The sequence below is a fragment of the Streptomyces rapamycinicus NRRL 5491 genome (assembly GCF_024298965.1).
Taxonomy (GTDB): Bacteria; Actinomycetota; Actinomycetes; order Streptomycetales; family Streptomycetaceae; genus Streptomyces; species Streptomyces rapamycinicus.
In genome coordinates, this window is sequence record NZ_CP085193.1 from 9,182,616 (window position 1) to 9,206,684 (window position 24,069).

At 72.1% G+C, this 24,069-nt stretch carries 20 protein-coding genes and 2 pseudogenes; 12 read left to right on the top strand and 10 right to left on the bottom strand.

The annotated features are described in order from the left end of the window. Nucleotides 1–400: 400 nt before the first annotated feature. From LIV37_RS38635 to LIV37_RS38650, 4 genes are all read right to left on the bottom strand, one after another. Nucleotides 401–739, bottom strand: a complete 339-nt coding sequence (locus LIV37_RS38635; RefSeq protein WP_020872505.1) for a DUF202 domain-containing protein — start codon at nt 737–739, stop codon at nt 401–403. A gap of 18 nt (nt 740–757) precedes the next feature. After that, nucleotides 758–1,129, bottom strand: a complete 372-nt coding sequence (locus LIV37_RS38640) for a YidH family protein (RefSeq protein WP_121825017.1) — start codon at nt 1,127–1,129, stop codon at nt 758–760. A 77-nt stretch (nt 1,130–1,206) separates the two neighbouring features. Next, nucleotides 1,207–1,743, bottom strand: a complete 537-nt coding sequence (locus LIV37_RS38645) for an NUDIX domain-containing protein (protein ID WP_020872507.1) — start codon at nt 1,741–1,743, stop codon at nt 1,207–1,209. A gap of 29 nt (nt 1,744–1,772) precedes the next feature. Further along, the gene (locus tag LIV37_RS38650) at nt 1,773–2,528 is read right to left on the bottom strand and encodes a hypothetical protein (protein WP_185058029.1); all 756 of its coding nucleotides are present in this window, start codon (nt 2,526–2,528) and stop codon (nt 1,773–1,775) included. Between the two features lie 312 nt (nt 2,529–2,840). On the opposite strand from LIV37_RS38650, the gene LIV37_RS38655 reads away from it, so the two are divergent. From LIV37_RS38655 to LIV37_RS38670, 4 genes are all read left to right on the top strand, one after another. Further along, on the top strand, nt 2,841–4,496 hold the full coding sequence (locus LIV37_RS38655) for an FAD-binding dehydrogenase (RefSeq protein WP_020872509.1): 1,656 nt from the start codon (nt 2,841–2,843) through the stop codon (nt 4,494–4,496). A 148-nt stretch (nt 4,497–4,644) separates the two neighbouring features. Next, a complete protein-coding gene (locus LIV37_RS38660; protein ID WP_020872510.1) occupies nt 4,645–5,379 on the top strand; it encodes a molybdopterin-dependent oxidoreductase in 735 nt (244 codons plus the stop codon). Next, nucleotides 5,363–6,046, top strand: a complete 684-nt coding sequence (locus LIV37_RS38665) for a cytochrome b/b6 domain-containing protein (protein ID WP_121824019.1) — start codon at nt 5,363–5,365, stop codon at nt 6,044–6,046. The genes LIV37_RS38660 and LIV37_RS38665 overlap by 17 nt, the downstream gene beginning before the upstream one ends. A 61-nt stretch (nt 6,047–6,107) precedes the next feature. Beyond that, complete coding sequence (locus tag LIV37_RS38670; RefSeq protein WP_020872512.1) at nt 6,108–7,097, top strand: glycoside hydrolase family 6 protein; 990 nt, start codon at nt 6,108–6,110, stop codon at nt 7,095–7,097. Here the strand turns inward: LIV37_RS38670 and LIV37_RS38675 are convergent. Further along, nucleotides 7,094–9,043 carry a glycosyltransferase family 2 protein gene (locus LIV37_RS38675; RefSeq protein WP_243146090.1) on the bottom strand — a complete coding sequence of 650 codons (1,950 nt, stop codon included), beginning with the start codon at nt 9,041–9,043 and terminating at the stop codon, nt 7,094–7,096. The genes LIV37_RS38670 and LIV37_RS38675 overlap by 4 nt on opposite strands. 277 nt (nt 9,044–9,320) lie before the next feature. Here LIV37_RS38675 and LIV37_RS38680 point away from each other — a divergent pair, with 277 nt between their 5' ends. Then, nucleotides 9,321–10,511: a glycosyltransferase gene (locus tag LIV37_RS38680; protein ID WP_121824017.1), complete on the top strand. Its 1,191-nt coding sequence runs from the start codon at nt 9,321–9,323 to the stop codon at nt 10,509–10,511. A gap of 541 nt (nt 10,512–11,052) precedes the next feature. Here the strand turns inward: LIV37_RS38680 and LIV37_RS38685 are convergent. Further along, a complete protein-coding gene (locus tag LIV37_RS38685; RefSeq protein WP_121824016.1) occupies nt 11,053–12,414 on the bottom strand; it encodes an MFS transporter in 1,362 nt (453 codons plus the stop codon). 46 nt (nt 12,415–12,460) lie between these two features. Next, nucleotides 12,461–12,772 (bottom strand): putative quinol monooxygenase, encoded by a 312-nt coding sequence (locus tag LIV37_RS38690; RefSeq protein ID WP_121824015.1) that lies wholly within the window; start codon nt 12,770–12,772, stop codon nt 12,461–12,463. Between the two features lie 173 nt (nt 12,773–12,945). Between LIV37_RS38690 and LIV37_RS38695 the strand changes: the two genes are divergently transcribed. The 6 genes and pseudogenes from LIV37_RS38695 to LIV37_RS38720 all read left to right on the top strand — a co-directional run. Continuing rightward, entirely contained in the window at nt 12,946–13,764 is an 819-nt protein-coding gene (locus LIV37_RS38695; RefSeq protein WP_121824014.1) for an Rv0792c family HTH-type transcriptional regulator, read from the top strand. Then, nucleotides 13,761–14,822, top strand: coding sequence for a TIGR03619 family F420-dependent LLM class oxidoreductase (locus LIV37_RS38700; protein WP_020872515.1), 1,062 nt, complete (start codon nt 13,761–13,763; stop codon nt 14,820–14,822). Before LIV37_RS38695 ends, LIV37_RS38700 begins: the two co-directional genes overlap by 4 nt. 47 nt (nt 14,823–14,869) lie before the next feature. Further along, entirely contained in the window at nt 14,870–15,613 is a 744-nt protein-coding gene (locus tag LIV37_RS38705) for a transglutaminase-like domain-containing protein (protein WP_020872516.1), read from the top strand. A gap of 93 nt (nt 15,614–15,706) precedes the next feature. Continuing rightward, on the top strand, nt 15,707–17,116 hold the full coding sequence (locus tag LIV37_RS38710; RefSeq protein WP_020872517.1) for an NAD-dependent succinate-semialdehyde dehydrogenase: 1,410 nt from the start codon (nt 15,707–15,709) through the stop codon (nt 17,114–17,116). 45 nt (nt 17,117–17,161) lie between these two features. Next, nucleotides 17,162–17,869, top strand: coding sequence for an NADPH-dependent F420 reductase (npdG, locus tag LIV37_RS38715; protein WP_020872518.1), 708 nt, complete (start codon nt 17,162–17,164; stop codon nt 17,867–17,869). 133 nt (nt 17,870–18,002) lie between these two features. Continuing rightward, nucleotides 18,003–18,202 (top strand): annotated as a pseudogene (locus LIV37_RS38720) (transposase); the annotation flags it as partial. Between the two features lie 282 nt (nt 18,203–18,484). Here the strand turns inward: LIV37_RS38720 and LIV37_RS38725 are convergent. After that, nucleotides 18,485–19,425: pseudogene (locus LIV37_RS38725) on the bottom strand (AraC family transcriptional regulator). 81 nt (nt 19,426–19,506) lie between these two features. Between LIV37_RS38725 and LIV37_RS38730 the strand changes: the two are divergent. Beyond that, nucleotides 19,507–20,364 (top strand): Rossmann-fold NAD(P)-binding domain-containing protein, encoded by an 858-nt coding sequence (locus LIV37_RS38730; RefSeq protein WP_243146089.1) that lies wholly within the window; start codon nt 19,507–19,509, stop codon nt 20,362–20,364. Nucleotides 20,365–20,400: 36 nt separating this feature from the next. Here LIV37_RS38730 and LIV37_RS38735 read toward each other — a convergent pair whose 3' ends face one another. Together LIV37_RS38735 and LIV37_RS38740 are read right to left on the bottom strand one after the other, a co-directional pair. Beyond that, on the bottom strand, nt 20,401–22,935 hold the full coding sequence (locus LIV37_RS38735; protein WP_020872522.1) for a SpoIIE family protein phosphatase: 2,535 nt from the start codon (nt 22,933–22,935) through the stop codon (nt 20,401–20,403). A gap of 36 nt (nt 22,936–22,971) precedes the next feature. Continuing rightward, nucleotides 22,972–24,057, bottom strand: a complete 1,086-nt coding sequence (locus tag LIV37_RS38740) for a hypothetical protein (RefSeq protein ID WP_020872523.1) — start codon at nt 24,055–24,057, stop codon at nt 22,972–22,974. Between the last annotated feature and the right edge of the window lie 12 nt (nt 24,058–24,069).

A 24,069-nucleotide genomic window follows, 5' to 3' on the forward strand; every position in this document is an offset into this window, starting at 1 on the left:
GGCCCCCGGAGCTCACGTGCCGACGGGGCCGCCTGCGGCGGGCTGAGCCCCCACCCCGCCCCTTCCCGAAACAAGGGGCTCCGCCCCTTGGACCCCGTCGGGCTTCGCCCGGGGACCCGACTGGGGTCTGCGGGTGTGCGGGGTTCGGGGCCCCGCCTCGGGCTCTGCGGCGTGCGGGACGGCGCGGGGTCGGCGTGCGCGCCGGCGTGGTTGGGGTCCGGGGCGGAGCCCCGGCGGGGTCAAGGGGCGGAGCCCCTTGTATCGGGAAGGGGCGGGGTGGGGAATCGCCCGCCGCAGGCGCCCCCGGCCCGCACCCGTGCCCCGGTCCGCACTCGCGCCCCCGGTCCGCACTCGCGCCCCCGGCCCCACCCAGCCGTACCCGCACCCGACCCAGCCACCCCTACCGCAGCGTCGCCGCCCCCAGCACCGCCAGCGCGACCGTGCAGGCGACGACGGCCGCGGCCGCCCGCGGGGACAGGGCGGGCGGCCGGGGCGCGTGCATGGCCCGGATGCGGAGGTGGGCCAGGGCCAGGAAGGCCAGCCAGGCCAGCACCACCAGGGCCAGGACCACGAGCGAGACCGGGTCGATACCGCTGTGCAGCGTCTGCCGCCCCGCGAGCGAGGCGGCCACCGCGCACGCGAGTGTCGTACGGCGCCACGCCAGCCGTGTCCGCTCCGGCTGGAGGCCGGGGTCCCGGTCCCGCGTTCGGGACCCGTCGGTCCCATTCCCTTCGGGCATTGCCTCACACCTCCCGGCTCACCCGCCCCACCCGAAGGCGGCCACGATCACCATCAGCAGTGCGACCACCCCGACCGCGAGCCCCAGCACGATCGGGAAGCGGGACGTCGGCAGGTCCTCGCCGCGCCGCATGGCCCGTTCGCAGCGGACCCAGTGGCTGATGGCCCGCAGGGCGCACAGCGCGCCAGCCGCCAGCAGCATGAGCGCGAGTGCGAGCCGCAGTGGGCGGCCGGTCTCCGGGAGGAACTGGTCGACCGCGAATCCGCCGCCGACCAGCGCCATCGCGGTGCGCAGCCAGGCCAGGAAGGTCCGTTCGTTGGCGAGCGAGAAGCGGTAGTCGGGGGTGCTGCCCTCCTCGCGCAGTCGCTCGGGCGCGAACCACAGCCGGATGTCCGAGACCGCTGAGAGGCGGCCACGGCCACCCGGCTCGGTGTGGCGGGAAGGCTCCGAAGGCCCGGAAGAGTCCGTCACCTTTCGACCTTCTCACGGCGCCACTCCACCAGCCGCTGGTACGCCTCCCACCCGTCCGGCACCCACTCCCACTCGGGCAGTCGCCGCGTCAGCTCCTCCTCGGTGAGGAACGTGTGCCAGGCGACCTCCTCGGCCTGCGGATCGACGGGCAGCTCGCAGCGCACCTCGTAGATCCGGCTCCACCAGGTGTGCTCGGGCGTCTCGTAGAGGAACGAGAACAGCGGTACGGGCTCGGGCAGCCCCCGCACCCCCAGCTCCTCCTCGGCCTCGCGCAGCGCCGCCTCGTCGTAGCCCTCGCCCGCGCCGACGACGCCGCCGACGAACATGTCGTACAGCGAGGGGAAGACCAGCTTCTCGGCGGTGCGGCGATGGACGAAGATCCGGCCCTGGGCGTCCCGCGCCTGGATGAAGACGCAGCGGTGGCGGAGCCGGTGGGCCATGGCGTCACCGCGTCGGGCCTGGCCCACCACGCGATCCCGCTCGTCCACGATGTCGAGCAGTTCGTTGGCGGAAAGCGGTTCCTGATCAGGCATACCGCCATACAAGCAGATCGGGGGCGCGGTCAGCGCCGGTGCCCACCGCCGTAGCCGCCCCCGTACTCGCCGCCGTAGCCGTTTCCGCCGCCATAGCCGTTGCCACCGCCGTGGCCGTTCCCGCCGCCATAGCCGCCGCCGTAGCCGTTCCCGCCCCCGTAACCGCCGCCTTGGCCTTGCCCCTGCCCCTGACCCTGCCCCGGTCCGTACGGTCCGGAGCCACCGTCCTGGCCGCGCTGCCTGGCCTGCTGCTCGGCCCAGCTGTCGAACGCCTCCACCGCGTCCTGCCAGTCGTCGTACTGCCCCGGTCCCCGGGACGACCAGCCCGGCCAGGAGGGGGTGGAGCGGCCCTTGCCGGACGACGGGGCCGCGGGCTTGTCCGGTGCGGAGTCGCCCGCCGGCGCCTGGGCCGTCGGCTGGGTGGCGGCCGGTGGCCGCGGCTTGGGCTTCTCGGCGCGGGCGCCGCGCAGCGGGGTCTCGCCCGCCGCCGCCTCGGCGTACGGGACGGCATGGCTCTCGGGCTCGTCCGGCGCGGCCGTCGAGCTGTCGTGGCCGGAGGCGGCCGTCGCCTGGCGGGCGTCCTTGCCCATGAGCATGAAGAGCGCGGTGGCCGCGCCGGTGGCCGACAGCAGAATCGCCCCGGCGGCCGCCTTGCGCCGGTTGTCCACCGCGCGGCGGCGGGCGTGCCGGGGGCCGACCACTTCGCCGCGGAGCACCTGTGCCTCGTCCGCGGGCGGCCCGGCTTCGACGGGCTGCGGGCCGGGTGTGATGAGCGTCGGGTTCACCACACGACGTTCGACATCGGGCCTCGGCCCTAAGTGCTCAACGGAGCGTTCAGCCATGGTCGATGATGATGCCCGTTTGGCCGAACCCTGTCCAATGTCGGTGAATGAATGTGACCTTTCGTTCCACGTCCAGGTTGCGCGGAGGGAGTTTGGCCGTCCGGCGCGGGGGCGGCAGCGGCTGGAAACCGCTCCCATACCCCGGGTTGACGCCGTACTGACCGGTAGGCAGGATCGCGGTCATGGCGCCGTCGGCACACCGCCGGCCCACCGTCGGCGAGCGTCGGCGGGCTCACGAGAACGGGACACCACACCATGGCGTACGACGCGGATGTCATCGTGGTCGGCGCGGGGCTCGCGGGCCTCGCGGCCACCGCCGAACTGGCCGACGCCGGTCGTAAGGTGATCCTGCTCGACCAGGAGCCCGAGCAGTCGCTCGGCGGCCAGGCCCACTGGTCCTTCGGTGGTCTCTTCCTCGTCGACTCACCCGAGCAGCGCCGGCTGCGCATCCGTGACAGCCACGAACTCGCCTGGCAGGACTGGCTGGGCACGGCCGGGTTCGACCGCGAGGAGGACCACTGGCCGCGCCGCTGGGCCGAGGCGTACGTGGACTTCGCGGCGGGCGAGAAGCGGTCCTGGCTGCACGCCCAGGGGCTGCGGCTGTTCCCGCTGGTCGGCTGGGCCGAGCGCGGCGGCTACGACGCGACCGGACACGGCAACTCCGTCCCCCGCTTCCACATCACCTGGGGCACCGGACCCGGCATCGTGGCCCCCTTCGAGCGGCGGGTGCGGGCGGCCGTCGCCCGTGGCCTGGTCGAGCTGCGCTTCCGGCACCGGGTGACGGGGCTGGCCCGCAGCACGGGCACGGTCGACACCGTCACCGGCGACATCCTGGAGCCCAGCCGGGCCGAGCGCGGCAGCCCCAGCAGCCGCGAGGTCACCGGCGCCTTCGAACTGCGCGCCCAAGCCGTGATCGTCACCTCCGGCGGCATCGGCGGCAACCACGACCTCGTCCGCGCCAACTGGCCCGAGCGGCTCGGCTCCCCGCCCGAGCAGATGATCTCCGGGGTCCCGGCCCATGTGGACGGCCATATGCTCGGCATCGCCGAGGGGGCCGGTGGACGGATCATCAACCGCGACCGGATGTGGCACTACACCGAGGGCATCCAGAACTGGAACCCCATCTGGCCCCGGCACGGCATCCGCATCCTGCCCGGCCCGTCCTCCCTGTGGTTCGACGCGCGCGGCAAGCGGTTGCCGGTGCCGCTGTTCCCCGGTTTCGACACCCTCGGCACGCTCGAGCACATCATGCGGACCGGCCACGACTACACCTGGTTCGTGCTCACCCAGAAGATCATCGAGAAGGAGTTCGCGCTCTCCGGCTCCGAGCAGAACCCGGACCTCACCGGCAAGAGCGTCCGCGGGGTGATCGGCCGCGGCCGGGCCGGGGCGCCGGGCCCGGTCCAGGCGTTCATGGACCACGGCGCGGACTTCATCGTCGAGCGGTCGCTGCCGGCGCTGGTCCGGCGGATGAACGAGCTCACCAAGGAGCCGCTCATCGACGAGGCCGAGCTGCGGCGGGAGATCGAGGCCCGGGACCGTGAGATCGCCAACCCCTACACCAAGGACCTCCAGGTCACCGCGTTGCGCGGGACCCGTAAGTACATCGCCGACCGCCTCATCCGCACCGCGGCGCCGCACCGCGTTCTCGACCCCAAGGCGGGCCCGCTGATCGCGGTGCGGCTGAACATCCTGACCCGTAAGACGCTCGGCGGCCTGGAGACCGACCTCTCCTCCCGCGTCCTGACCGAGGGCGGCGAACCGCTGCCCGGCGTCTACGCGGCCGGTGAGGCGGCGGGCTTCGGCGGCGGCGGAGTGCACGGCTACCGCTCCCTGGAGGGCACCTTCCTGGGCGGCTGCCTCTTCTCGGGCCGTACGGCGGGCCGCGCGGCGGCCGAGGCGGTGGGGTAGGCGGGGTAGACGGGGCAGGCGGGACAGGTGGGGCAGACGGTAGTGGCGTAACCCTCTCGTACGCCGCTCGCCCGCGGAGTCTTACCGAAGTCTGACGAATCCCGGCAGGAGATGGCGCACCACCCCCGCCCGGTGCTCTCATCAGTCCATGGACCCCAACACCGGTGCCGGACCGGACGGCGACGGCACGCCCGTCGGCCGGCGCCTCGTCCTCGGCATGCTGGGCCTCGGCGCGGGCGCGATGGCGGCGGCCCCCTGGCTCCAGGGCAGGCTGGAGACCGCCCTGGGCGCGGTGGCCGACAAGGACCCGACGGGGGTGACCGGACTCCTCCCCAACGGCGGGGGCTTCCGCTACTACTCCGTCACCTCCTCCGTGCCGCACAAGGACGACGGCTCCTACCGCCTCACCGTGGACGGACTCGTCGACAAGCCCGGCGCGTACCGCCTCGCCGATCTGCGCGCGCTGCCGCAGACCCGCCTGGTGCGCGATGTCCAGTGCGTCACCGGCTGGCGGGTGCCCGAGACCCCGTTCGAGGGGGTGCGGCTGTCGGCGCTGCTGGACGCCGCCGGAGTGCGCCGAGGGGCCAAGGCCGTCCGCTTCACCTGCTTCGACGGCGCGTACAGCGAGAGCCTGACCCTCGAGCAGGCGCGGCGGCCGGACGTACTGGTCACGCTGAAGCTGCGGGACAAGCCGCTCGGCCACTCCCACGGCGGGCCGGTGCGGCTGTATGTGGCGCCGATGTACTTCTACAAGTCGGCGAAATGGCTCTCCGGTATCACCGTCACCGATGAGGTGCGGCCCGGCTATTGGGAGGAGCGGGGCTATGACGTCGACGCCTGGGTCGGCAGGTCGAACGGACGCGACGATGACCCCACCGCCTGAGCGGACGACGGCCCCTCCGCCCCGGGCCGGGGAGCGGGACGGCGGCTCCCGGGTGCTCCGGTTCAGCCCCGCCGAGCGCTGGATCCACCGCACCACGGCCCTCCTGCTGGGCGCGTGTGTGGTCAGTGCGGCCTGCCTCTATCTGCCCGCGCTCGCCGAACTCGTCGGCCGGCGCGAGCTCGTCGTCACCGTCCATGAGTGGACCGGCATCCTGACGCCGCTCCCGGCCCTGCTCGGCCTCGTCTCCCGCGCCTTCCGCGCCGATCTCACCCGCCTCAACCGCTTCGGCCCGCACGACCGCCGCTGGCTGCGCGCGGCGCTGCGCCGCGACCACCGGCCCCAGGAGCGCCCGGCGGGGAAGTTCAACGCCGGGCAGAAGCTGTACGCGGGATACATCGCGGGCGCGGTGCTGGTGATGGCGGGCACCGGGCTGCTGATGTGGTTCACCGGTCTGGCCCCGCTGGTGTGGCGCACCAGCGCCACCTTCGTCCACGACTGGCTGGCGCTGGCCATCGGCATCGTCCTGCTCGGCCATATCGGCAAGGCGCTCGCCGATCCGGAGGCCCGGCGCGGGATGCGCACGGGCCGGGTCGAGCGGGCGTGGGCGGCCCGGGAGCACCCCCTGTGGCGTACGGACGAGGACGCGCGGGAGCGCCGACAGCGCTGAACCCACGACACCCGGTGCCATGATTCGTCGCATGCGAGAGAAAGGTGCAAGAACAAGCGTTATGCGGCTTTGGCTGCATGCCGCCGTATGCCTCGCGGTGATGCTTCCGCTGGGCGGATGCCGCATGTTCGAGTCCCCGCTGCGGCGCGGCGGCCTCTGGGTGAACCCGGACAGCCCCGCCGCCCGGCAGGCTCATGAGAGGGAACACGAGGGAAAGAACGGCGACGCCGCGCTCATCCGGCAGATCGCCCAGCAGCCGGTCGCCGAATGGTTCGGCCCGGCGCCGCCCCGGGAACGGGCCCGCTCCATCACCGAATCGGCGGCACGGACCGGGTCCACCCCCGTTCTGGTGGCCTATCACATCCCGTACCGCGACTGTGGGCGGTACTCGGCGGGCGGCGCGCGGAACCGCGCGGCCTACCGGTGGTGGATCGAGCAGTTCACGCTCGGCATCGGCGATCGCAGGGCGATCGTCGTCCTGGAGCCCGACGCGGTGGCCCAACTGGTCGACGGCTGTGTGCCGCGCAGGCTGCGCAAGGCCCGGCTGGAGATGCTGCGCGACGCGGTCGCCCTGTTCGCCGCGCTGCCCCGCGTCCAGGTGTACCTGGACGCGGGGAACCCGAGCTGGATCAAGAATCCGGCCCGGCTGGTGCGGCCGCTGCGCGAGGCCGGTATCGAGCAGGCGGACGGCTTCGCGCTGAACGTCTCCAACTTCCAGCCGACCCGCCGCACCAAGGCGTACGGCCATCGGCTCTCCACCGCCCTCGACAAGGCCCACTTCATCATCGACACCAGCCGCAACGGCAACGGCCCGCTGCGGGCCCGGGGTGCGGCCCGGCACGGCATCCGGGCGCGGGACCGCTGGTGCAACCCGCCGGGGCGGGCGCTGGGCGAGCCGCCCAGCACCCACACCGGGGACCGCCTCGTGGACGCCTATCTGTGGATCAAACGGCCCGGGGAGTCCGACGGCACCTGCAACGGCGGCCCTCCGGCGGGCCACTGGTGGACCAAGTACGCCCTCGACCTGGCCCGTAACGCCCCCCACCGCTAAGCGCTCCGCTGGAAGTGCCCTGACCTGCCGCCGGTCGGCTGCGGCGCCGTCGTGGCCGGTCGCGCCGTTCCCCGCGCCCCTTCGGGGCGCCTCTCCTTCGGTGTCGCGCAGGGGCCGGCCGCGTCGCGCGCCGTCGGTACCGTGCCACGCGCCGGACGCTTCCGGCCGCGGCGCAGCAGCCCCACCGACCAGATCGCCACCGGAGCCAGACACAGGGCCAGGGCGAGCACCGCCCACACCCGCATCACCGCATGGGTGTGCCCCAGGAAGAACGAACCGACCAGCGAGGAGCCGAACACCCCCGCCCACAGCAGATGGATACGGAACGTGGAGAGCCGGTCCGGGCTGGACGAGTCGCCCTTGGGCGTGACCACGAACCGGCTGGTACGCCGCAGCACCGCGTCGCACAGCGACTTGGCGTAGATCGGGGCGGACAGCGCCGAGAGCAGCATCCCGGCAAGCCCGCCGGAGCCCTCCGGCTCGTGCGGGGAGACGTTGTGCCGCCGGTTCCAGATGTACAGCCCGATCTGCAGCATCGCCGCGTCGCTGTAGAGCATCATCCACATCTCGGCCGGGATGTGGATCCCGGCGGCGCCCAGCACCAGGAACAGCGCGCACGACAGCGCGGAGAGGAGCCAGTTGACCGCGGTCATCGGGTAGTACGCGATCATCAGCGAGTAGTTCAGCAGCTTGCCCGGCGACAGGGTGAAAGGGCCCTTCCAGAACTGCTTGAGCACGGTCTCGTAGGTGCCGCGGCTCCACCGCATCTGCTGGGTGAAGAAGTCCGTCCAGGTGCTCGGCCCTTCGCCGACCGCGAGCACATCGGGGGTGTAGACCGAGCGCCACTTCTTCCGGGTCGCCGGGTTGCGGTGGCGGTGCAGTTCGAAACCGGTGGCCATGTCCTCGGTGATCGAGTCGTACAGTCCGCCGATCGAGCGCAGCGCGCTGATCCGCACCGCGTTGTTGGTGCCCACGAACATCGGGCCGCCATAGGCGTTTCCGGCCCGCTGGATCAGCGCGTGGAAAAGGAACTGCTGGCTTTCGGCGGCCTTGGTGACCGGGGTGTCGTAATTCCCGTAGACCTGCGGGCCGACCACGAAGGCGATATCCGGATCCCGGAAGTAACCCAGCATGCGCTCCAGGAAGTTGGGCAGCGGCACATGGTCGGTGTCCACACACGCCATGAATTCATAGCCGTCGCCGTGCGCGTCCAGCCAGGCGTTGTAATTCCCGTGCTTGGTCCGCGCCCGGAAAGCGCCCTTCGGCTGATTCCACTTCTTGATGCCCTTGCGCGAGAAGTGCCGTACGCCCAGCCGCTTGCACAGCGCCTTGACCTCGTCGTCGTCCCCCTCGTCGAGCAGCCAGACGTCCAGCGGCCCGGTGTGCCGGATCCGCACCGCCCCCTCCAGCGTGGCCCGCACCATCGCGATCGGCTCCTTGCCGGGCACGAAGCTGGTCAGGAACGCCACCCGGGTCCCCGGCGCGGCCACCACCGGCACCGGATCCCGCGCCACCAGCGTGGCATGGGCGTTGGAGACGACCGTGAACAGGCGAAACCCCTCGATCAGCGCGATCGAGACCAGCATCGCCAGATCCGCCGCCCGCTGCCACCCCGGCGCGTAGGCGCGCTCCACCCAGTGGTCCGGGTGCAGCAGCCACAGCAGCAGCACCGCCGAGCACACCGGCGCCGCGCACAGCAGCAGCGCGGCACGGATCCGGTGCGGCTCCTGCGCCAGCAGGCTCCGGCAGCGCACCCGGTAGGGGCGGTCCGTGGGGGCCTTGGTCAGCGGGCCCGCCAGCTCGCTGTACCGCTTGTACTCATACACCGGGGCGGGACGGTGGTGCGGGACGCGGGAATCCGACGCGGTACGCGCGGGCGGCGGCCCGGCTACGGCGCGTGCGGTGGTTTTCCGGGGGGAATCTCTGACGGGGGTCGGTGCAGACATCTGGGCACTCCCGCGGGGCTGGCTCGAACCGAATGTCGCGCCACGATGACCCATACGGGCCATATTCTTCAGGTCATCGCGCGAGATGAGAAGGTAACAATCCCATGGGGCATGAGCGCGCACATCGGATATTCGGCGCGCCATTGTTGACGGTCCGTAAGGCATCCACTCCGATGGCCCAGCGGCGCGCGTCTTACGTGATTTACATCCCGCCGTCTGGCAGGGTCGGCACCGATCGAAGCCCATCGGAATACGGAGGATGGGGCGCAGTCGCCCGATGAGAGTCCTGCACATCATCTCCCGCCTCGGGGCCGGAGGAGCCGAACAGCAACTGCGGCTGCTGCTGCGCCATGTGCCGGTCCGCTGTGACGTCATCGCCCTCTCGGGCCCCGGCGCCACCGCGCACGGCATCCGCGCGGACGGCGTCCCGGTCACCCATCTGCCCCTGGACGGCGGCCGCGAGCGGCAGCTCACCACCGTGCCGAGGCTGGTCCGGGTCATCCGGTCCGGCGGCTACGACCTGGTGCACACCCATCTGTACCGGGCCTGTGTGCTCGGCCGGATCGCCGCCCGGCTGGCCGGGGTGCGGGCGGTCATCGCCACCGAACACAGCCTGGGCGAACGGCGGATCGACGGCCGCCCGCTCAACGCCGCCCTCCGCGCCCGCTACCTCGCCGCCGAGCGGCTGGGCTCGGCGACCGTCGCCGTCTCGGCCGCCGTGGCCGACCGGCTGCGCGACTGGGGCGTGCCCAACCGCCGGATCCATCTGGTGCCCAACGGGATCGACGCCCGCCACTTCCGCTTCGAGCCGACCGCCCGGGCGGCCGCCCGCGCCCGTCTCGGCATCCCCGACCGGGCCTTCGTGGTCGGCGGGGTGGGCCGCCTGGTGGCGGACAAGCGGTTCGACACGGCGGTGCGGGCCGTCGCCGAGGTGCCGGACGCCCGGCTGCTGCTGGTCGGCGAGGGCCCCGAACGCCCCGCCCTTGAAGACCTGGCCGCCCGCCTCGGCATGGCCGACCGGGTCCGGCTGCTGGGGGAGCGCGACGGCGCGGTGGCCCCGGCCGACGACCGGCCCGCGGGGCTGCCCGCGCTGCTGGCCGCCATGGACGTCCTGGTCTCGCCGTCCGCCGAGGAGGCGTTCGGCCTCGCGGCACTGGAGGGGCTGGCCGCCGGGCTGCCGGTGCTGCACACCGTCTGCCCCGCCCTCGACGAACTGCCCGCCGGCGCCGCCCCCGCCGCCCGCCGTATCGCCCCCGGCCCGCCCGCCCTCGCCGCCGCCCTGCGCGCGCAGGGCGCCCAGGGCCCGCTGCGCTTCCCGGTCCCGGACGCCGTCGACCGCTACGACATCGCCCGCGCCGCCCGCCGCCTGATGGACCTCTACGACCGCACCACCACCTGCGGCCCGGACGGCTGCCTGCGGGTCCCCCCGGCCAGCCGCATGCCCCGGCGCGGCGCTCCCGCGGGCTGAGCTTGGCTCAACGTTGTGGGAACGAGCCCCGAGTTCGACGAACGGATCCGTCGGCTCTCGAACCAGTGGTACGGATCCGGCACCGCTGTCGCGGAGCAGTGGTCCCCGGGCTCTGACCGGCCATCGGGTGACTTGGGGCCGTCCGTCGAGTTTGTCGCCCGCATGACCGCGGTTGGCAACCTTGACGGACACTTCTTGTCTGTCGTCGGTCATGGTGCAGCAGGTCCGCATGCGCCTGGTCGTCCTGAAAGCAGACGGTCTGCGTCACGTGCCACCTGCAGCCCGACTCCATGTCGGTTGCCAGGCTTCACCTGGCGCGACTACACCCGGCTCGGGAAGTTCATGCTTGTCCGCTGCTCGATCGCCAGCCGACCGTATGGCTCGGGTGGGCGCCGTTGTGGATCACGGGCGCGGAGCCTTCGGGAGTCCTCCGGCGTTCTCGGCGCAGGGCCGGGTGGTGCTTGGCCGGCCAGGTGGTGTTCGCAGTTGGTCCCACCGGCTGCCGTTGTGCGGTCGTGGCCGGTGGGGACCTGGAAGCGGCTCACCGGGGGAGGGGTTGTCCCTTGGTCTCCGGCCCGACGAACCAGACGGTGGCGATGGCGATGGCGTACATCACCACTCCGACGATGGTGGCAGCGGCGGTGATCCCGCCGAGCAGGCTGATGAGCATTCCGGTGCCGAGGGTGACCAGTGCGTCGGCGATGCGTGCGGAGTTGAACACCGTGGAGATCGCTGTGGCGCGACCGGAGGTGGGGAACAGTTCGGGCATGTAGATGGGCATCCAGGCGAACTGGCCCAGGATGAAGAACCCGGCCACGGCTGCCACGGCCAGTGCCGCCTGCGGGGTGTGGACGGCGCAGAAGAAGACCGGGACGACGGCCGCGGATACGGAGTAGTAGAGGAGCATGGTGGGTTTTCGGCCCCAGCGGTCGGCCAGGTAACCGAGCAGGAGGTAGCCGGGTACGGAGGCGCCGTTGAAGACCAGGCCGGCGTTGGCACCCCATCGGGTGCCCGTCTCGCCGGTGTCCTTGGCGAGTTGGGCGGTGTATGCGGGGATCCAGGCCGACACGGCGTACAGGCCGATGACCGACACGACGGTCAGCACGAGCAGCCGCAGCCCGCGACGGCGCAGGTGGGGTTGGCTGAAGACGGCGGTGAAGGGGGAGCGCAGGAGTTCCCTGTCTGCGGCTGCGACGGTGTTGCCGGCTTCTTGGGCGGCTTTGGCCTTGCGCCGCCGGTCGCGGACCGAGGTCCACATCTCCGGGTCGCGGACGGCCCGCCGTACGTAGAGGACGATGAGTGCCGGGAGCGTGCCGATCAGGAAGAGGTAGCGCCAGGCGTTGTCGCCCACGGGCTCCAGCAGGTACCAGGCCAGTGCGGCGATGACCGCGCCGACGCCGAAGCCCGACTGAAGTACTGCGGCGGCTCGTCCTCGTGAACGGTCCGGCCAGAGTTCGCCGATCAGGGCGGTGGCACTGCCCCACTCCGCTCCCAGTCCCATGCCGGTGATGAAGCGCAGGGTGAGCAGCCACCAGTAGTCGGGTGCGAGTGCGGTCAGACCGGTGAAGAGGGCGTACCAGAGGATGGAGAGGATGAGGGTGCGGCGTCGGCCGAGTCGGTCGGCCGCGAAGCCGGCGAGGATCCCGCCGAGCGCCCAGCCGGCGAGGGTGGCCGCAAGCAGGCCGCTGACGTAGGTGGGAAGGTCTGCCAGCTGTGCTTCGGTGCCCACCGCCATGACGGCCGTGGGGCCGACGAGGACGAGGGCGTAGGTCTCGAACCCGTCGAAGGTCCATCCCAGCCAGGACGCGAACAGCGCACGGCGGCTGCTCTTGTCGATGTGGCGCACGGCTGGGGACGGGCCGAGAGTTCTGGGGGGCGACACGTCGTTTTGCAGGTCGGACATGGTGCTCTCCTTTGAGCGGTCGCGCGACGTCGTGACGTGCCCGTTGTCAGTCGATGACGTTGACCGGCCTGAGGACGGAGACCTCGACCGGTTTGGCGAGGAGGTCGGACAGCTGGGCGCGGTATGCCTTGTAGTGGGCCGTCGTGCGGTGCGCCTCCAGGGCCGCGGAGTCCTGGTAGCGCTCCAGGAGGACGAAGTCCGATGCTTCCGTCTCGGTGGTGTAGAGGTCGTAGGAGCGGCATCCCGGCTCGGCGCGGGTCGGGGCGATCATTCCTTCGAGCAGGGCCCGCAGCTGCGGAGCGCGGTCTGCGGCCGGGGTGAAGCGGGCGATCACGGTCACAGGGTTCTGGTCTGACACGGGGGGCTCCTTTGATTCCCGGCGGGGCTACTTGCGCCCACCAGATGTAAGACGTTATAAAACGTCTTATGAAGCTCGTCAAGGGTTCGGTGACTCCGCCGGCCGTGACACCCGAAGGGGTTGTTACGCGTCCGGGCCTGCTGCCGGGTTCAATACGACTTATGACATCTGACATGGGCAACGAGCCCCGCTTCGACCTGTCGGCCGCCGGATTCCGGATCGAACGGGGCCGGACACCGGCGACGACGCAGCTGGCGGAGCAGATCAAGGCACTGATCCTCAAGCAGCAACTGCCGCCGGGAACGCGGCTGCCCACGGAACGGGAGCTGATGGCTGAGACCGGTCTGAGCCGCATCACGGTCCGTGCCGCCGTGGGTGCACTGGAGTCGCAGGGCTGGGTGGTACGCAAGCAAGGACTGGGCACCTTCGTCTCCGAACCGGTGGACCAGGAGCTGTCCTCCGGCGTGCGCACCATCACCGAGGTCCTGCTCGAACAGGGCGTCACACCGCACATCGACGTCCTGGGCTTCGGGGTCGAATCCGCTGCGCCCCACGTCGCGCAGGTCCTCGGGGAGTCCGAGGTACTGACGATCCGGCGCCGGTACGGGGACGGGGAGAAGCCGGTCGCGCTCGTCACGATCCACCTCCCGACGCGGGTGCTGGAGGCGGCCGGGCCGCTGCGCTCCGGCGAACCCGCCACCGAGACCACGTACACGATGTGGGAGCAGCGCCTGGGGGTGCGGATCGCCCAGGCCCAGCACCAGATCCACGCGGCCGCGGCTTCTCCGGACGTCGCCGCGGCGCTGGAGATCGACGAGTCCGCACCCGTGCTCGTCCTGGAGCGGGTCAGCCTCGGCCACGACGACCGTCCACTGGAAGTCGTGATCTTCCACTACCGGCCGGAACGCTACGGATTCACCGTAACGCTTCCCCGCACCGTCTCCGGTGCCCCGGTCGGCATGACCGACATGACAGAAAGGCAACGTCCATGAACGACGACGATCCCTCCGGCGCGGGTCCCGCCCACGAGCCCGAGCCGCACATCGGGCTGATCCTGGCCCTGACCATCCGCGGCCTCGCCGTGGGCAACTATCCCGACATGGTCCGCGCCGCGCAGGCCGCCGAGTCCTACGGATTCGACTCCGTGTGGCTGTGCGACCACTTCCTGACCCTCAGCCCCGACGACTACGTCCGGGACGCGGGCATCACCGCCGGACCCGAGAGCGACGGCGATGCCCAGCAGAGCCGCTCGTCGTCGGTCCCGCTGCTCGAATGCTGGACCGCGCTGTCGGCCCTGTCCCGCGACACCACCACCGTGCGCCTGGGCACCAGTGTGCTGTGCAACTCCTACCGCTATCCCGCCGTGCTCGCCAAGATGGCCGCCACCCTCGATGTCATCTCCGGCGGCCGACTGGACCTGGGCATGGGAGCGGGCTGGTTCCAGCAGGAGTACGAGGCGTACGGCATCCCGTTCCCCCCGACCGGGGACCGGGTCACCGCGCTCGGCGAGTCGCTCCAGGTGATGCGCCAGGTGTGGACCGAGGCGCATCCGACCTTCCACGGCGACTTCTACAGCATCGACGGGGCGGTCTGCGATCCGCCCCCGCTCCAGCAGCCGCATCCGCCCTTGTGGGTGGGCGGCGAGGGACTGCGGGTCCACCGCACCGCCGCCCGGCACGCCAACGGCATCAACGTCCGATGGTGGCCCGCCGAGAAGTGCGCGGAGCGCCGCGCGTTCCTGGACCGTGAGTGCGAGGCGATCGGCCGCGACCCGGCGACCCTGCGCCTGTCGATCACCACCCTGCTCGCACCGACCGACTCCTCGGCACAGCAGGACGAGCTGCGTACCCGCTTCCAGTCGATTCCCGACACCGGACTGATCACCGGGACGCCGGAAGCCTGTGTCGAGCGCATCCGCGCCTACCAGGACGCCGGCATCGACCACTTCCTGTTCACCATCCCGGACGTCGCGGACTCGACCTATCTCGACGTCGTCGGGGAGCAGATCCTGCCCCACATCAAGCCCGCACGGCACACGCAACCCACCTGACCCAGCCGCGCGACCACGACGCCAACGACTCAACGAAGGGCTACTCCGTGACCTCCGAGACGACCGCACACAACGAGCTCACCACCATCGACGAGGCGTACCTGAGGCCGACCGCCTACATCGATTCCGACCACCCGCTCGTGGTATCCACCGCACGAGAGCTGACGGACGGTGCCGCCACCGACAGCGAACGACTGGGCCGCATCTACCACTACGTCCGCGACCTGCCCTACGACATCCTCGCCTCGTTCCGCTATCTCGCCGAGGGCGAATCGGCGGCCAGCGACGTCCTCGCCCACGGCGTCGCCTTCTGCATGGGCAAGGCGAGTTCGTTCGTCGCCCTGTCCAGGGCCGCCCGCATCCCTGCCCGCATCGCGTTCCAGGCGCTCCACGCCCCGAAGATGGAATTCCTCTCACCGGAGGTCCGCACCCTGTGGGGAGGGCCGGTCGGACGGCCACTGCCCTGGCACTCGCTCGGCGAAGCCTTCCTCAACGGCCGGTGGATCAAGCTGGACGCAACCATCGACGCGCCCACAGCGACCCGTCTGGGCAAGCCCTACACCGTCACCTACGACGGCGTCACGGACATCCCGACCGTCGAGGGGCCCGTGCTGCGGGAGAACGGCAGCTACGCCGACTATCCCGCCGAAGTGGCGCGATGGTACGAGCAGGTCGCCGGCGAAGTCCTCGAAGCGCTTGCATCGCCCGCCGCGCACGAGCGGGTCGCCGGCGACGACGTGCTGTGGAGCGGCCCCGATCCAGAGCTGGTCGGCCGCACTTCCGTCGCCTGATCCGGCCACCCGAGGAGCGCCCCGAGACACCGACCGCCGGACATGCCCGCCCTTCGCGGACCATCACGTCAACCCCCAAGGAGTGAGGCCACCATGGCCGTTCACCAGATCAACTCCGTCAACCCGGCCACCGAGGAAGTCATCGCCCAGTTCACCCCCCACTCGCCGACAGCTGTCGACGCGGCAGTCGAGCGGGCATCCCTCGCCGCCAGGAGGTGGCGGGCGATACCCGTACCGGCACGTGCCGAGCACCTCAAGCGGGCCGCCGCGCTACTACGCGCCGAACGGGACCAACTCGCCGCACTCATCACCGAGGAGATGGGCAAGCCCATCGCCGAAGCGGAAGCCGAGGTCGACAAGTCCGCCTGGTGCTGCGAGTACTACGCGACGCAGGGACCGGAACTACTGATGCACCAGCCCGTGGCAACCGGGGCCGCCCGCAGCCACGTCGCCTTCGACCCGCTGGGCCTCGTCCTGGCGGTCATGCCCTGGAACTATCCGCTCTGGCAGGTGTTCCGCTTCGCGCCGCCCGCACTGCTGGCCGGCAACGGCATCGTACTCAAACACGCCTCGAACGTGCCGCGTTGTGCCCTGGCCATCGCCGACATCTGGAACCGGGCCGGCTGCCCGCCCGGTCTGTTCACCACGCTGCTCGTCGGCCCCGACGCGGTGCCGGACCTCATAGCCGATCCCCGCATCCACGCCCTGACCCTCACCGGATCGACCGAAGTGGGCTCTGCCGTCGCTGCTATGGCCGCGCACCACCTCAAGCCACAGGTCCTCGAACTCGGCGGCTCGGACCCCTTCATCGTCCTCGCCGACGCGGACGTCCCGGCCGCCGCCGCGGCGGCGGTCAGCGCACGCATGCACAACACCGGGCAGAGCTGCATCTCCGCCAAGCGGTTCATCGTCGAGGAAACGGTCGTCGAGGAATTCACCGACGCGTTTACCGCCGGTGTCGCCGCACTGACCGTGGGCGACCCGTTCCGCCAAGACGTACAGATCGGCCCGCTCGCCCGGCCCACTCTCCGCTCCGACCTCCTCGACCAGGTCGAGCGCAGCACCGCGGCGGGCGCCCGCGTCGTCACCGGCGGCACCGTCCCCGACGGCCCCGGGTACTTCTACGTGCCCGCCGTCCTCGACCAGGTCACCCCGACCATGGCCGTCGCAGCGGAAGAGACATTCGGGCCGGTGGCCGCCGTCGTCTCCGCGAAGGACCCGGCCCAGGCCATCGACATCGCCAACGCCACCGAATTCGGCCTCGGCGCCGCGCTCTGGACAACCGACCCCGAGCGCGCCGATCGCCTGATTCCCGGCATCGAGGCCGGCGCGGTATTCGTCAACGGGATCGTCGCCTCCGACCCGCGGCTGCCGTTCGGCGGCATCAAGCGCAGCGGCTACGGACGCGAGCTGGGCGCCTTCGGACTCCGTCAGTTCACCAACGTCAAGAGCGTGTGGATCGGCCCCGCACACAACGCACAGAGCCACCCCCTCAGCGAATGACCAGCATTCTCTTCTCCCGAACCAGCCGACCGAAGGCGATCACCCATGACAGTCACTCAGCCGGACACGCTCCCCGCCACAACAACGCACCACGAGAACACCGTCGCCATCGTCGGCGGCACCGGCGCCCTCGGTCTTGGGCTCGCCACCCGGTGGGCCCACAGCGGCGTCAATGTCCGCATCGGATCCCGGCGTGCAGAAGCGGCGCAGGGCTGCGCCGACAAACTCCCCGGAGCGGTCGGCGGGGACAACACCACAATGATCGAAGGCGCGGCGGCGGTGGTCGTCGCCGTGCCCTTCAGCGCACACGTCGAGACGATGCGCTCCATTGCGAAAGCCATCCAGCCCGGACAACTGGTCATCGACACGACCGCGCCCCTTCTGCCCGCCGGCCCCCGCGGCCTGCGTCCCATCGTCCCCTGGGCCGGTTCTGCCGCCGAACAGGCCCAGGCCCTGCTGCCGGACGGTACAAGCGTGGTCTCGGCTCTGCAGACGGTCAGCGCCGCCACCTTGCAGGACATCGAGCTCCGGCTGGACGAGGACGTATTGCTCTGCGGCGATCACACGGCCGACAAGGTCCTGGCCGCGGATCTCATCGACCGTATCCCCGGGCTGCGCACCGTCGACTGCGGCCTGCTGGACATGAGCGGTGTCTGCGAGCGGATCACCGCGCTGCTGATCGGGATCAACAGGCGTTACAAGACCCACGCCGGCATTCGGCTCACAGGTCTCCCCGAGCCTCTCGCCCGATGAGCTTGTTCTCTTTCTTCCGGCCTCGAACGGTGTCTCGGACTGAGCCGCTCACCTGAGGGTTCGCCAGACGCGGGGGCGGCCTTCGTCTGATCATGTGCTCCGACCAAGGTGCACGTGATCACGACGAAGGCCCGGCCGGCTCGACGTCGATCGGCTGCGGACGGTGCTGGCCGGGCTGTCGTTGCCGCGGTTCGAGGCGGGCGTCTGGTCCTGGCGGTCGATGTGTCGCCGTGGCTTCGCCCGGACGCGCCATGCTCGGCGGAGCGCCTGTTCTGCCACGTCTACGGGCGCGCGAGGACAGCCTCGCAGTTCATTCCGGGCCGGCCCTACTCTTTGGGTCGGGACGGACGATCAGTGCACTGCCCGCGTCGTCGTTGTCATGGGCGGGCGCCCGGGGCCAGGCGGCGGAGTGGTTCCCGCACCCGTGGTCGGGGCGGTCGTCGCCCGGGTCCGGCCGTGCCCCGCCGTTCGGGGGAGGGGCGTCTGCCGGGGGCGCCGCGGGCGGCTCGGCGATGCCGTGTTCGCGCCATGTCGGCCGCCGTGCCCCCCTGTCGCCGCGGGCGAGGCCGTGTCCGGGCGTCCGTGGGACGGACCGGCGTCCGTGAGGGGTGCGGGTCAGTCGGCGGGCGCCGACGCGCGGTGCGCCCGCGGGCTCAGGCCGCGCTCGCGCTTGAAGGCGGCGCTGAGGGCGAACGCGCTGCCGTAGCCGACCCGCCGTGCCACCGCCGCCAGGGTGTGCTCCGGATCCCGGAGCAGATCCGCCGCGAGCGCCAGCCGCCAGCCGGTCAGATACGCCATGGGCGGCTCGCCCACCAGCGCGGTGAAGCGGCGGGCCAGCGCCGCGCGCGAGACACCCGCCTCGGCGGCGAGCCCGGCGACCGTCCACGGATGGGCCGGGTTGTTCTGCAGCAGCCGCAGGGCGCGGCCCACCACCGGGTCGCCCAGCGCCCGGTACCAGCCAGGCGTCCGGGCCTCCGGCCGGGAGAACCAGGCCCGCAGCACCGAGATCAGCAGCAGGTCCAGCAGCCGGTCCAGGACCGCCTCCTGCCCGGGCTCGTCCTTGACGATCTCCTCGCCGAGCCAGGGCATCAGGGGGCAGTCCCACACCCGGCCGTCCAGCGCCAGCAGCGGGGGCAGCGCGTCCAGCAGCCGCCCACTGATCTCCCCGTCCAGCAGATAACTGCCGATGAGCATCACGGCCGAGCCGTCCGGGCTGTTGCCCCAGGTGCGTACCCCGAGCGCCATCGCCTCGGCCAGATCGACGCCGTCCGCCGTGCGGCACACCTCACCGGGGAGGATCCACGCCTGCGGCGCGGTCGCGGGGTCCCCGGCCACCGTGTACGGATCCGGGCCGCGCGCGATCGCCACGTCCCCCGGGCGCAGCCGCACCGCCTCGCCCCCGTCCGGCACCACCCACGCCTCGCCGCGTGCCATGGTCATCACACACAGCGGGGCCTGGTCCTCGATCCGCACCGCCCAGGGCGGCTCCATCACGACCCGCAGCAGAAGGGCCCCCGGGCCCGCGGGCCGTCCAGCAGATTCGCCAGCGCGTCCATGGCGCCCAGCGTAGACGCTCGCGCATGCGGCGGAGCCTCTCGGCCATGGCTCGTCTCACCTGCCGCGAGTTGACTGGCCGTATGACGACACAGCACACGCGATCACAGCCCGCAGAGCACACGACCGTCCTGGTGCTCGGGGGCACCGGGAAGACCGGCCGCCGGGTCGCCGACCGGCTGAGCCGGGCCGGACACCCGGTGCGGATCGGCTCCCGGTCCGGCGAGACGCCGTTCGACTGGGAGGACCCGCGCACCTGGGAGCCCGCGCTGGACGGGGCGGCCGCCGCGTACCTCGCCTACTACCCCGACGTCTGCGGCCCGGGAGCCGCCGCCACCCTCCGCGCCTTCACCGAACGGGCGGCCGAGCACGGCACCCGGCGGCTGGTGCTGCTCTCCGCCCGGGGTGTGGAGGCGGCGCTGCCCGCCGAGGAGGCGGTGCGGGTGCCGGGCGTGTCGGCGACCGTGCTGCGGGCGAGTTGGTTCTTCCAGAACTTCGACGAGGGCATTCTGCGCGACGGGGTGCTGGACGGCGAGATCGTCTTCCCCGCCGGGGACGTCAAGGAGCCCTTCGTGGACGCCGACGACATCGCCGAGGTCGCGGTCGCGGCGCTGACCGGGGACGTATCCGGCGACCGGACGTACGAGATCACCGGACCGAGGCTGCTGACCTTCGCCGAGGCGGCCGCGGAGATCGCCGCGGTGACGGGCCGCACGGTGCGCTATGTGCCGGTCTCCGCCCGGAGTTACGGGGCCGCGCTGGTGCGCGACCACGGGCTGCCGGACGAGTTGGGGGCGTTTCTGACCGAGCTGTTCGCCACCTTGCTGGACGGGCGCAACGCGCATCTGACGGACGATGTCCGGCGCGTCCTGGGCCGTGCGCCCCGCGACTTCGCGGACTACGCGCGGCAGGCCGCGCGGGGCGGGGTCTGGACCGGCTGAGGACGACGGACCCCGCCGCCTTCCGTGAGGGACGGGTCAGGGGAGTGGCTGTTCGGTCCAGATGCACTTGCCGGTGGGTGTGTAGCGGGTGCCCCAGCGCTGGGAGAGGGCCGAGACCAACTGGAGGCCGCGTCCGCCCTCGTCGGTTTCCGAGGCGTGGCGGATCCGGGGGGTGGTCAAGGAGCCGTCGGTCACCTCGCAGATCAGCCCCTCGCCGCGCAGCAGCCGCAGCTCGACCGGGCCCCTGCCGTGCCGGATCGCGTTCGCGACCAACTCGCTGACCAGCAGCTCCGCGGTGGGGGTGAGTGGTGCCAGCTCCCAGCGGGTCAGCTGGTCGCGGACGTGGTCGCGCGCCTCGCCCGCGGCGATCGGGCCCTCGGACAGCGGCCAGGCGGCGATGTGGTCGGGGGCGAGCGCATGGGTGCGGGCGATGAGCAGTGCCGCGTCATCGGCGGTGAGCTGCTTCTCCGGCAGCAACTCGGCCAGCACCTCGTCGCACAGCCGCTCCAGCGACGCGTGTCCGCCCTGGTCTCCGTCGGGCCAGGTGTCCCCGGGGCCGGATGCGCGGGCCGCGCTGGACAGCGCGCTCGCCAGGTGCCGCATCCCGCGGTCGATGTCCCGGGCGGCGGATTCCACCAGGCCGTCGGTGTACAGCACCAGCAGGCTGCCCTCCTCCAGGGTCACCTCGGTGGTCTCGAACGGCGGCCGGGCCGCGCCCAGCGGGGGGTCGGGGACGCCGCCGGCGAAGCGGACCGGGTGGCCGGGGCGTACGACGGCCGGGGGCGGATGTCCGGCGCTGGAGAAGACGCAGCTGGCGCCGACCGGGTCGTACACGGCGTACAGGCAGGTCGCGTAGAGGTTGTCCCCCAGTTCGCTCACCACGTCGTTGAGCCGGGTGAGCAACTCGGCGGGCGGGAACTCCAATTCGGCCAGGGTGTTCACGGCGGTGCGCAGCCGGCCCATGGTGGCCGCCTCGGACAGCCCGTGACCCATCACATCGCCGATGACCAGGGCCACCCGGGCGCCGGACAGCGGGATCACGTCGTACCAGTCACCGCCCACGTCGATGCCCTCGCTGGCGGGCAGATAGCGTGCGGCGGTGGTGACCGAGGACAGCGACGGCAGAGCGCGGGGCAGCAGCCCCCGCTGGAGCTCCTTGGCCCGGGTGTGCTCCACGTCGTACAGCCGGGCGCGCTCGATGGCCTGCCCCATCAGTCCGCTGAGCGCGGTCAGCAGGGCCCGCTCCTCCGCGTCGAGCCGGCGCGGCTCGGCGAAGGCGACCACCGAGCAGCCGATGTTCCGGCCGGAGACGATCAACGGCAGAAAGGCCCATGCCTGCTTCTGCGCCGCGGCGGGCCGTCCGGCCATGCCGGGGTAGCGCGCGGTGTACTCCTCGGCCGACTCGACGAAGGCCGGCGCCCCGGTCTGGTACACCTCCGAGACCGGCGACACATCGTGGATCGAGGCCCCGTCGATCGACTCCAGGAAGGGCTGCGGATAGCCGACGGCCCCGGCGATCCGGATCACGCTGCCCTCGATGAGCTGCACCACCATCCCCGAGGCGCCGAACGGCGGCAGCACCCGGTCGGCGATGGCGTTCACCACGTCGCGCATCGTCAGCGCCTGCGCGAGGGCGTCGGTCAGCTCGCCGATCCGCGCGGTGCGCTCGGCCGCCGCTTGCTCGGCCGCGGCCCGCTCCGCCTCCCGCGCCCGGCTCGCGGTGATATCGGCGGCGTAGACCGTGAGCCCGTTCGGCACCGGGACCAGCCGCATGGAGTACCAGCGCTGATTGGTGGGCCAGCGCACCTCGAACCCGACCGGGGTGCCGCTCTCGGCGGCCCGCCGGTAGCGGCTCCGCAGGTCCGGCTCGGCCTCGTCGACGCTCAGCCGCGCGAAGGCGTCCCACAGCGTCCGGCCGAGAGTCGTCCGGGCGGCGCCGAGCAGCCGCTCCGCCTCGCCGTTGACGAAGGTGATGCGCCAGTCACCGTCGACCGCGAAGAACGCGTCGCTCATATGCCAGAGCGCCTGGCCCACCTGGTCGTCCGCCAGCAGGGTGCCGGTGCCGTCCCGGTCCCGCTTCCGGTCGGGAGGGTCCTCCCGCAGCCGTGGGGCGGCCCACGCGGCCAGCGCCTCGACGGCCGCCCACCGCTCCGGTGCGGGCCGCTCGGCCGGGACCATCAGCACCGACAGCGTGCCGGTGACCCGCTCCGGAGTGATCAGCGGAACCGCCAGCAGCCCGCTTCCGGCGGGCAGCGCCGGGCCCGTGCCGTCCCCGGCGCCGAGGGCCGGCGCCCACACCGGTGTGCCCTGGGCCATCGCACGGGCCGGGGCGCTGGCGCCGGCCGACTCGACCTCCGCCCAGTCCCGGGCGACCGGACGGATCAGCCCGTGCACCGCCGTGAGCAGCAGCGACCGGGCGCCGGGGCCGCGCAGATGCACCATGCCGCCGAGACCGCCGGTCTCCGTCACGGCGTGGTCGAGCGCGAATCCGAGCAGATCGGGGCCGCTCAGCCCGTCACCCGCCTCGGTGATCATGCGTATCCGGGCGGCGATGGCGTCGTCCATGCCCATGGGGAAAATTTACTCCCTTAGAGGTGCGTTCCAGTGCTAACCGGTCGGGCGGCGGTCGACCGGGGTCAGCGGGGACCAGACGGGCAGCGTGGTGCGGCGCGGCCCCGACCAGGGGGCCGGGACCGCGTCGATGTCCCGTGCCAGCCGATAGGCGAGCGTCTCGTAGTTCACCCGCCGGCCGCGGAAGTGCGGCCACGCCTCCTCCGCGGTGCGCTCCATCGGATAGCCGTGGGCGCGCATCCGCTCCACCCCGAGCAGGAAGTCCTCGTAGCCGAGCCGCACCGGATCGTCCGGACGCGGGTCGACGTCGTACGGGATGCCGCGGATGTCGGCGATGTCGCGCAGACAGACGAAGCCCGCCCGCAGCGCCAGCCGGGTCCGGGCCTGTGGCTGCGACGGGTTGAAGGCCGCCCGCAGCGCCGCCGCGTCCAGCACCGCCAGCAGTGCGATCAGCCAGTTGCGGTCGGCCTTGGGGGAGCGGAAGTGGATCAGGACCGGATAGGTGGTGTGGGTCTCGCTCACCACGGCGCACCACTGCTCCCAGCCGCGGAAGAGGTCGCCGATGTCGTCCAGCAGGCCCACCTGGGCGTAGCGGGCGAGGATCTCCGGGCCCCACGGCGGGGCGCCCGCCCGGGTCTGCAACAGGGTGACCTGGGTCTCGCGCCGCTGATATGCGTTGTACAGGGTGGGCAGGTAGCCGATCTGCAGGCCGACCACGATGGGGCCGGTGGCCGCCGCGCAGAAGTCGATGGCGGTCAGGCTGGCCCGGCGGCTGCTGGCGAAGCCGAGGGTGAAGAGCGAGGACCCGGCCTCGTGGATCCCCTCGTGTACGTCCAGTCCGCTCACCGCGGCCTCCAGCAGCCCGTAGCCGATCATGAAGGAGAGCAGCCAGCCCAGCAGCGTGATCACGATGGACACCGGCGCCACCGGGGCCAGCACCCGGTCCTTCGCCTCGATGCCGTGCAGCCGGTCGGCCAGAAAGCGGAACGGACGGCTGACCGAGCGCTGGACGAACCCGGTGAACCCGGCGGGGGTCGGCCGGGGGATGACCAGGGTGCGCAGCACCGAGGAGAAGATTCCCAGCACGATGACGGCGCCGATGACGCCCAGCAGTACTCGCACCGCGCTTCCGTT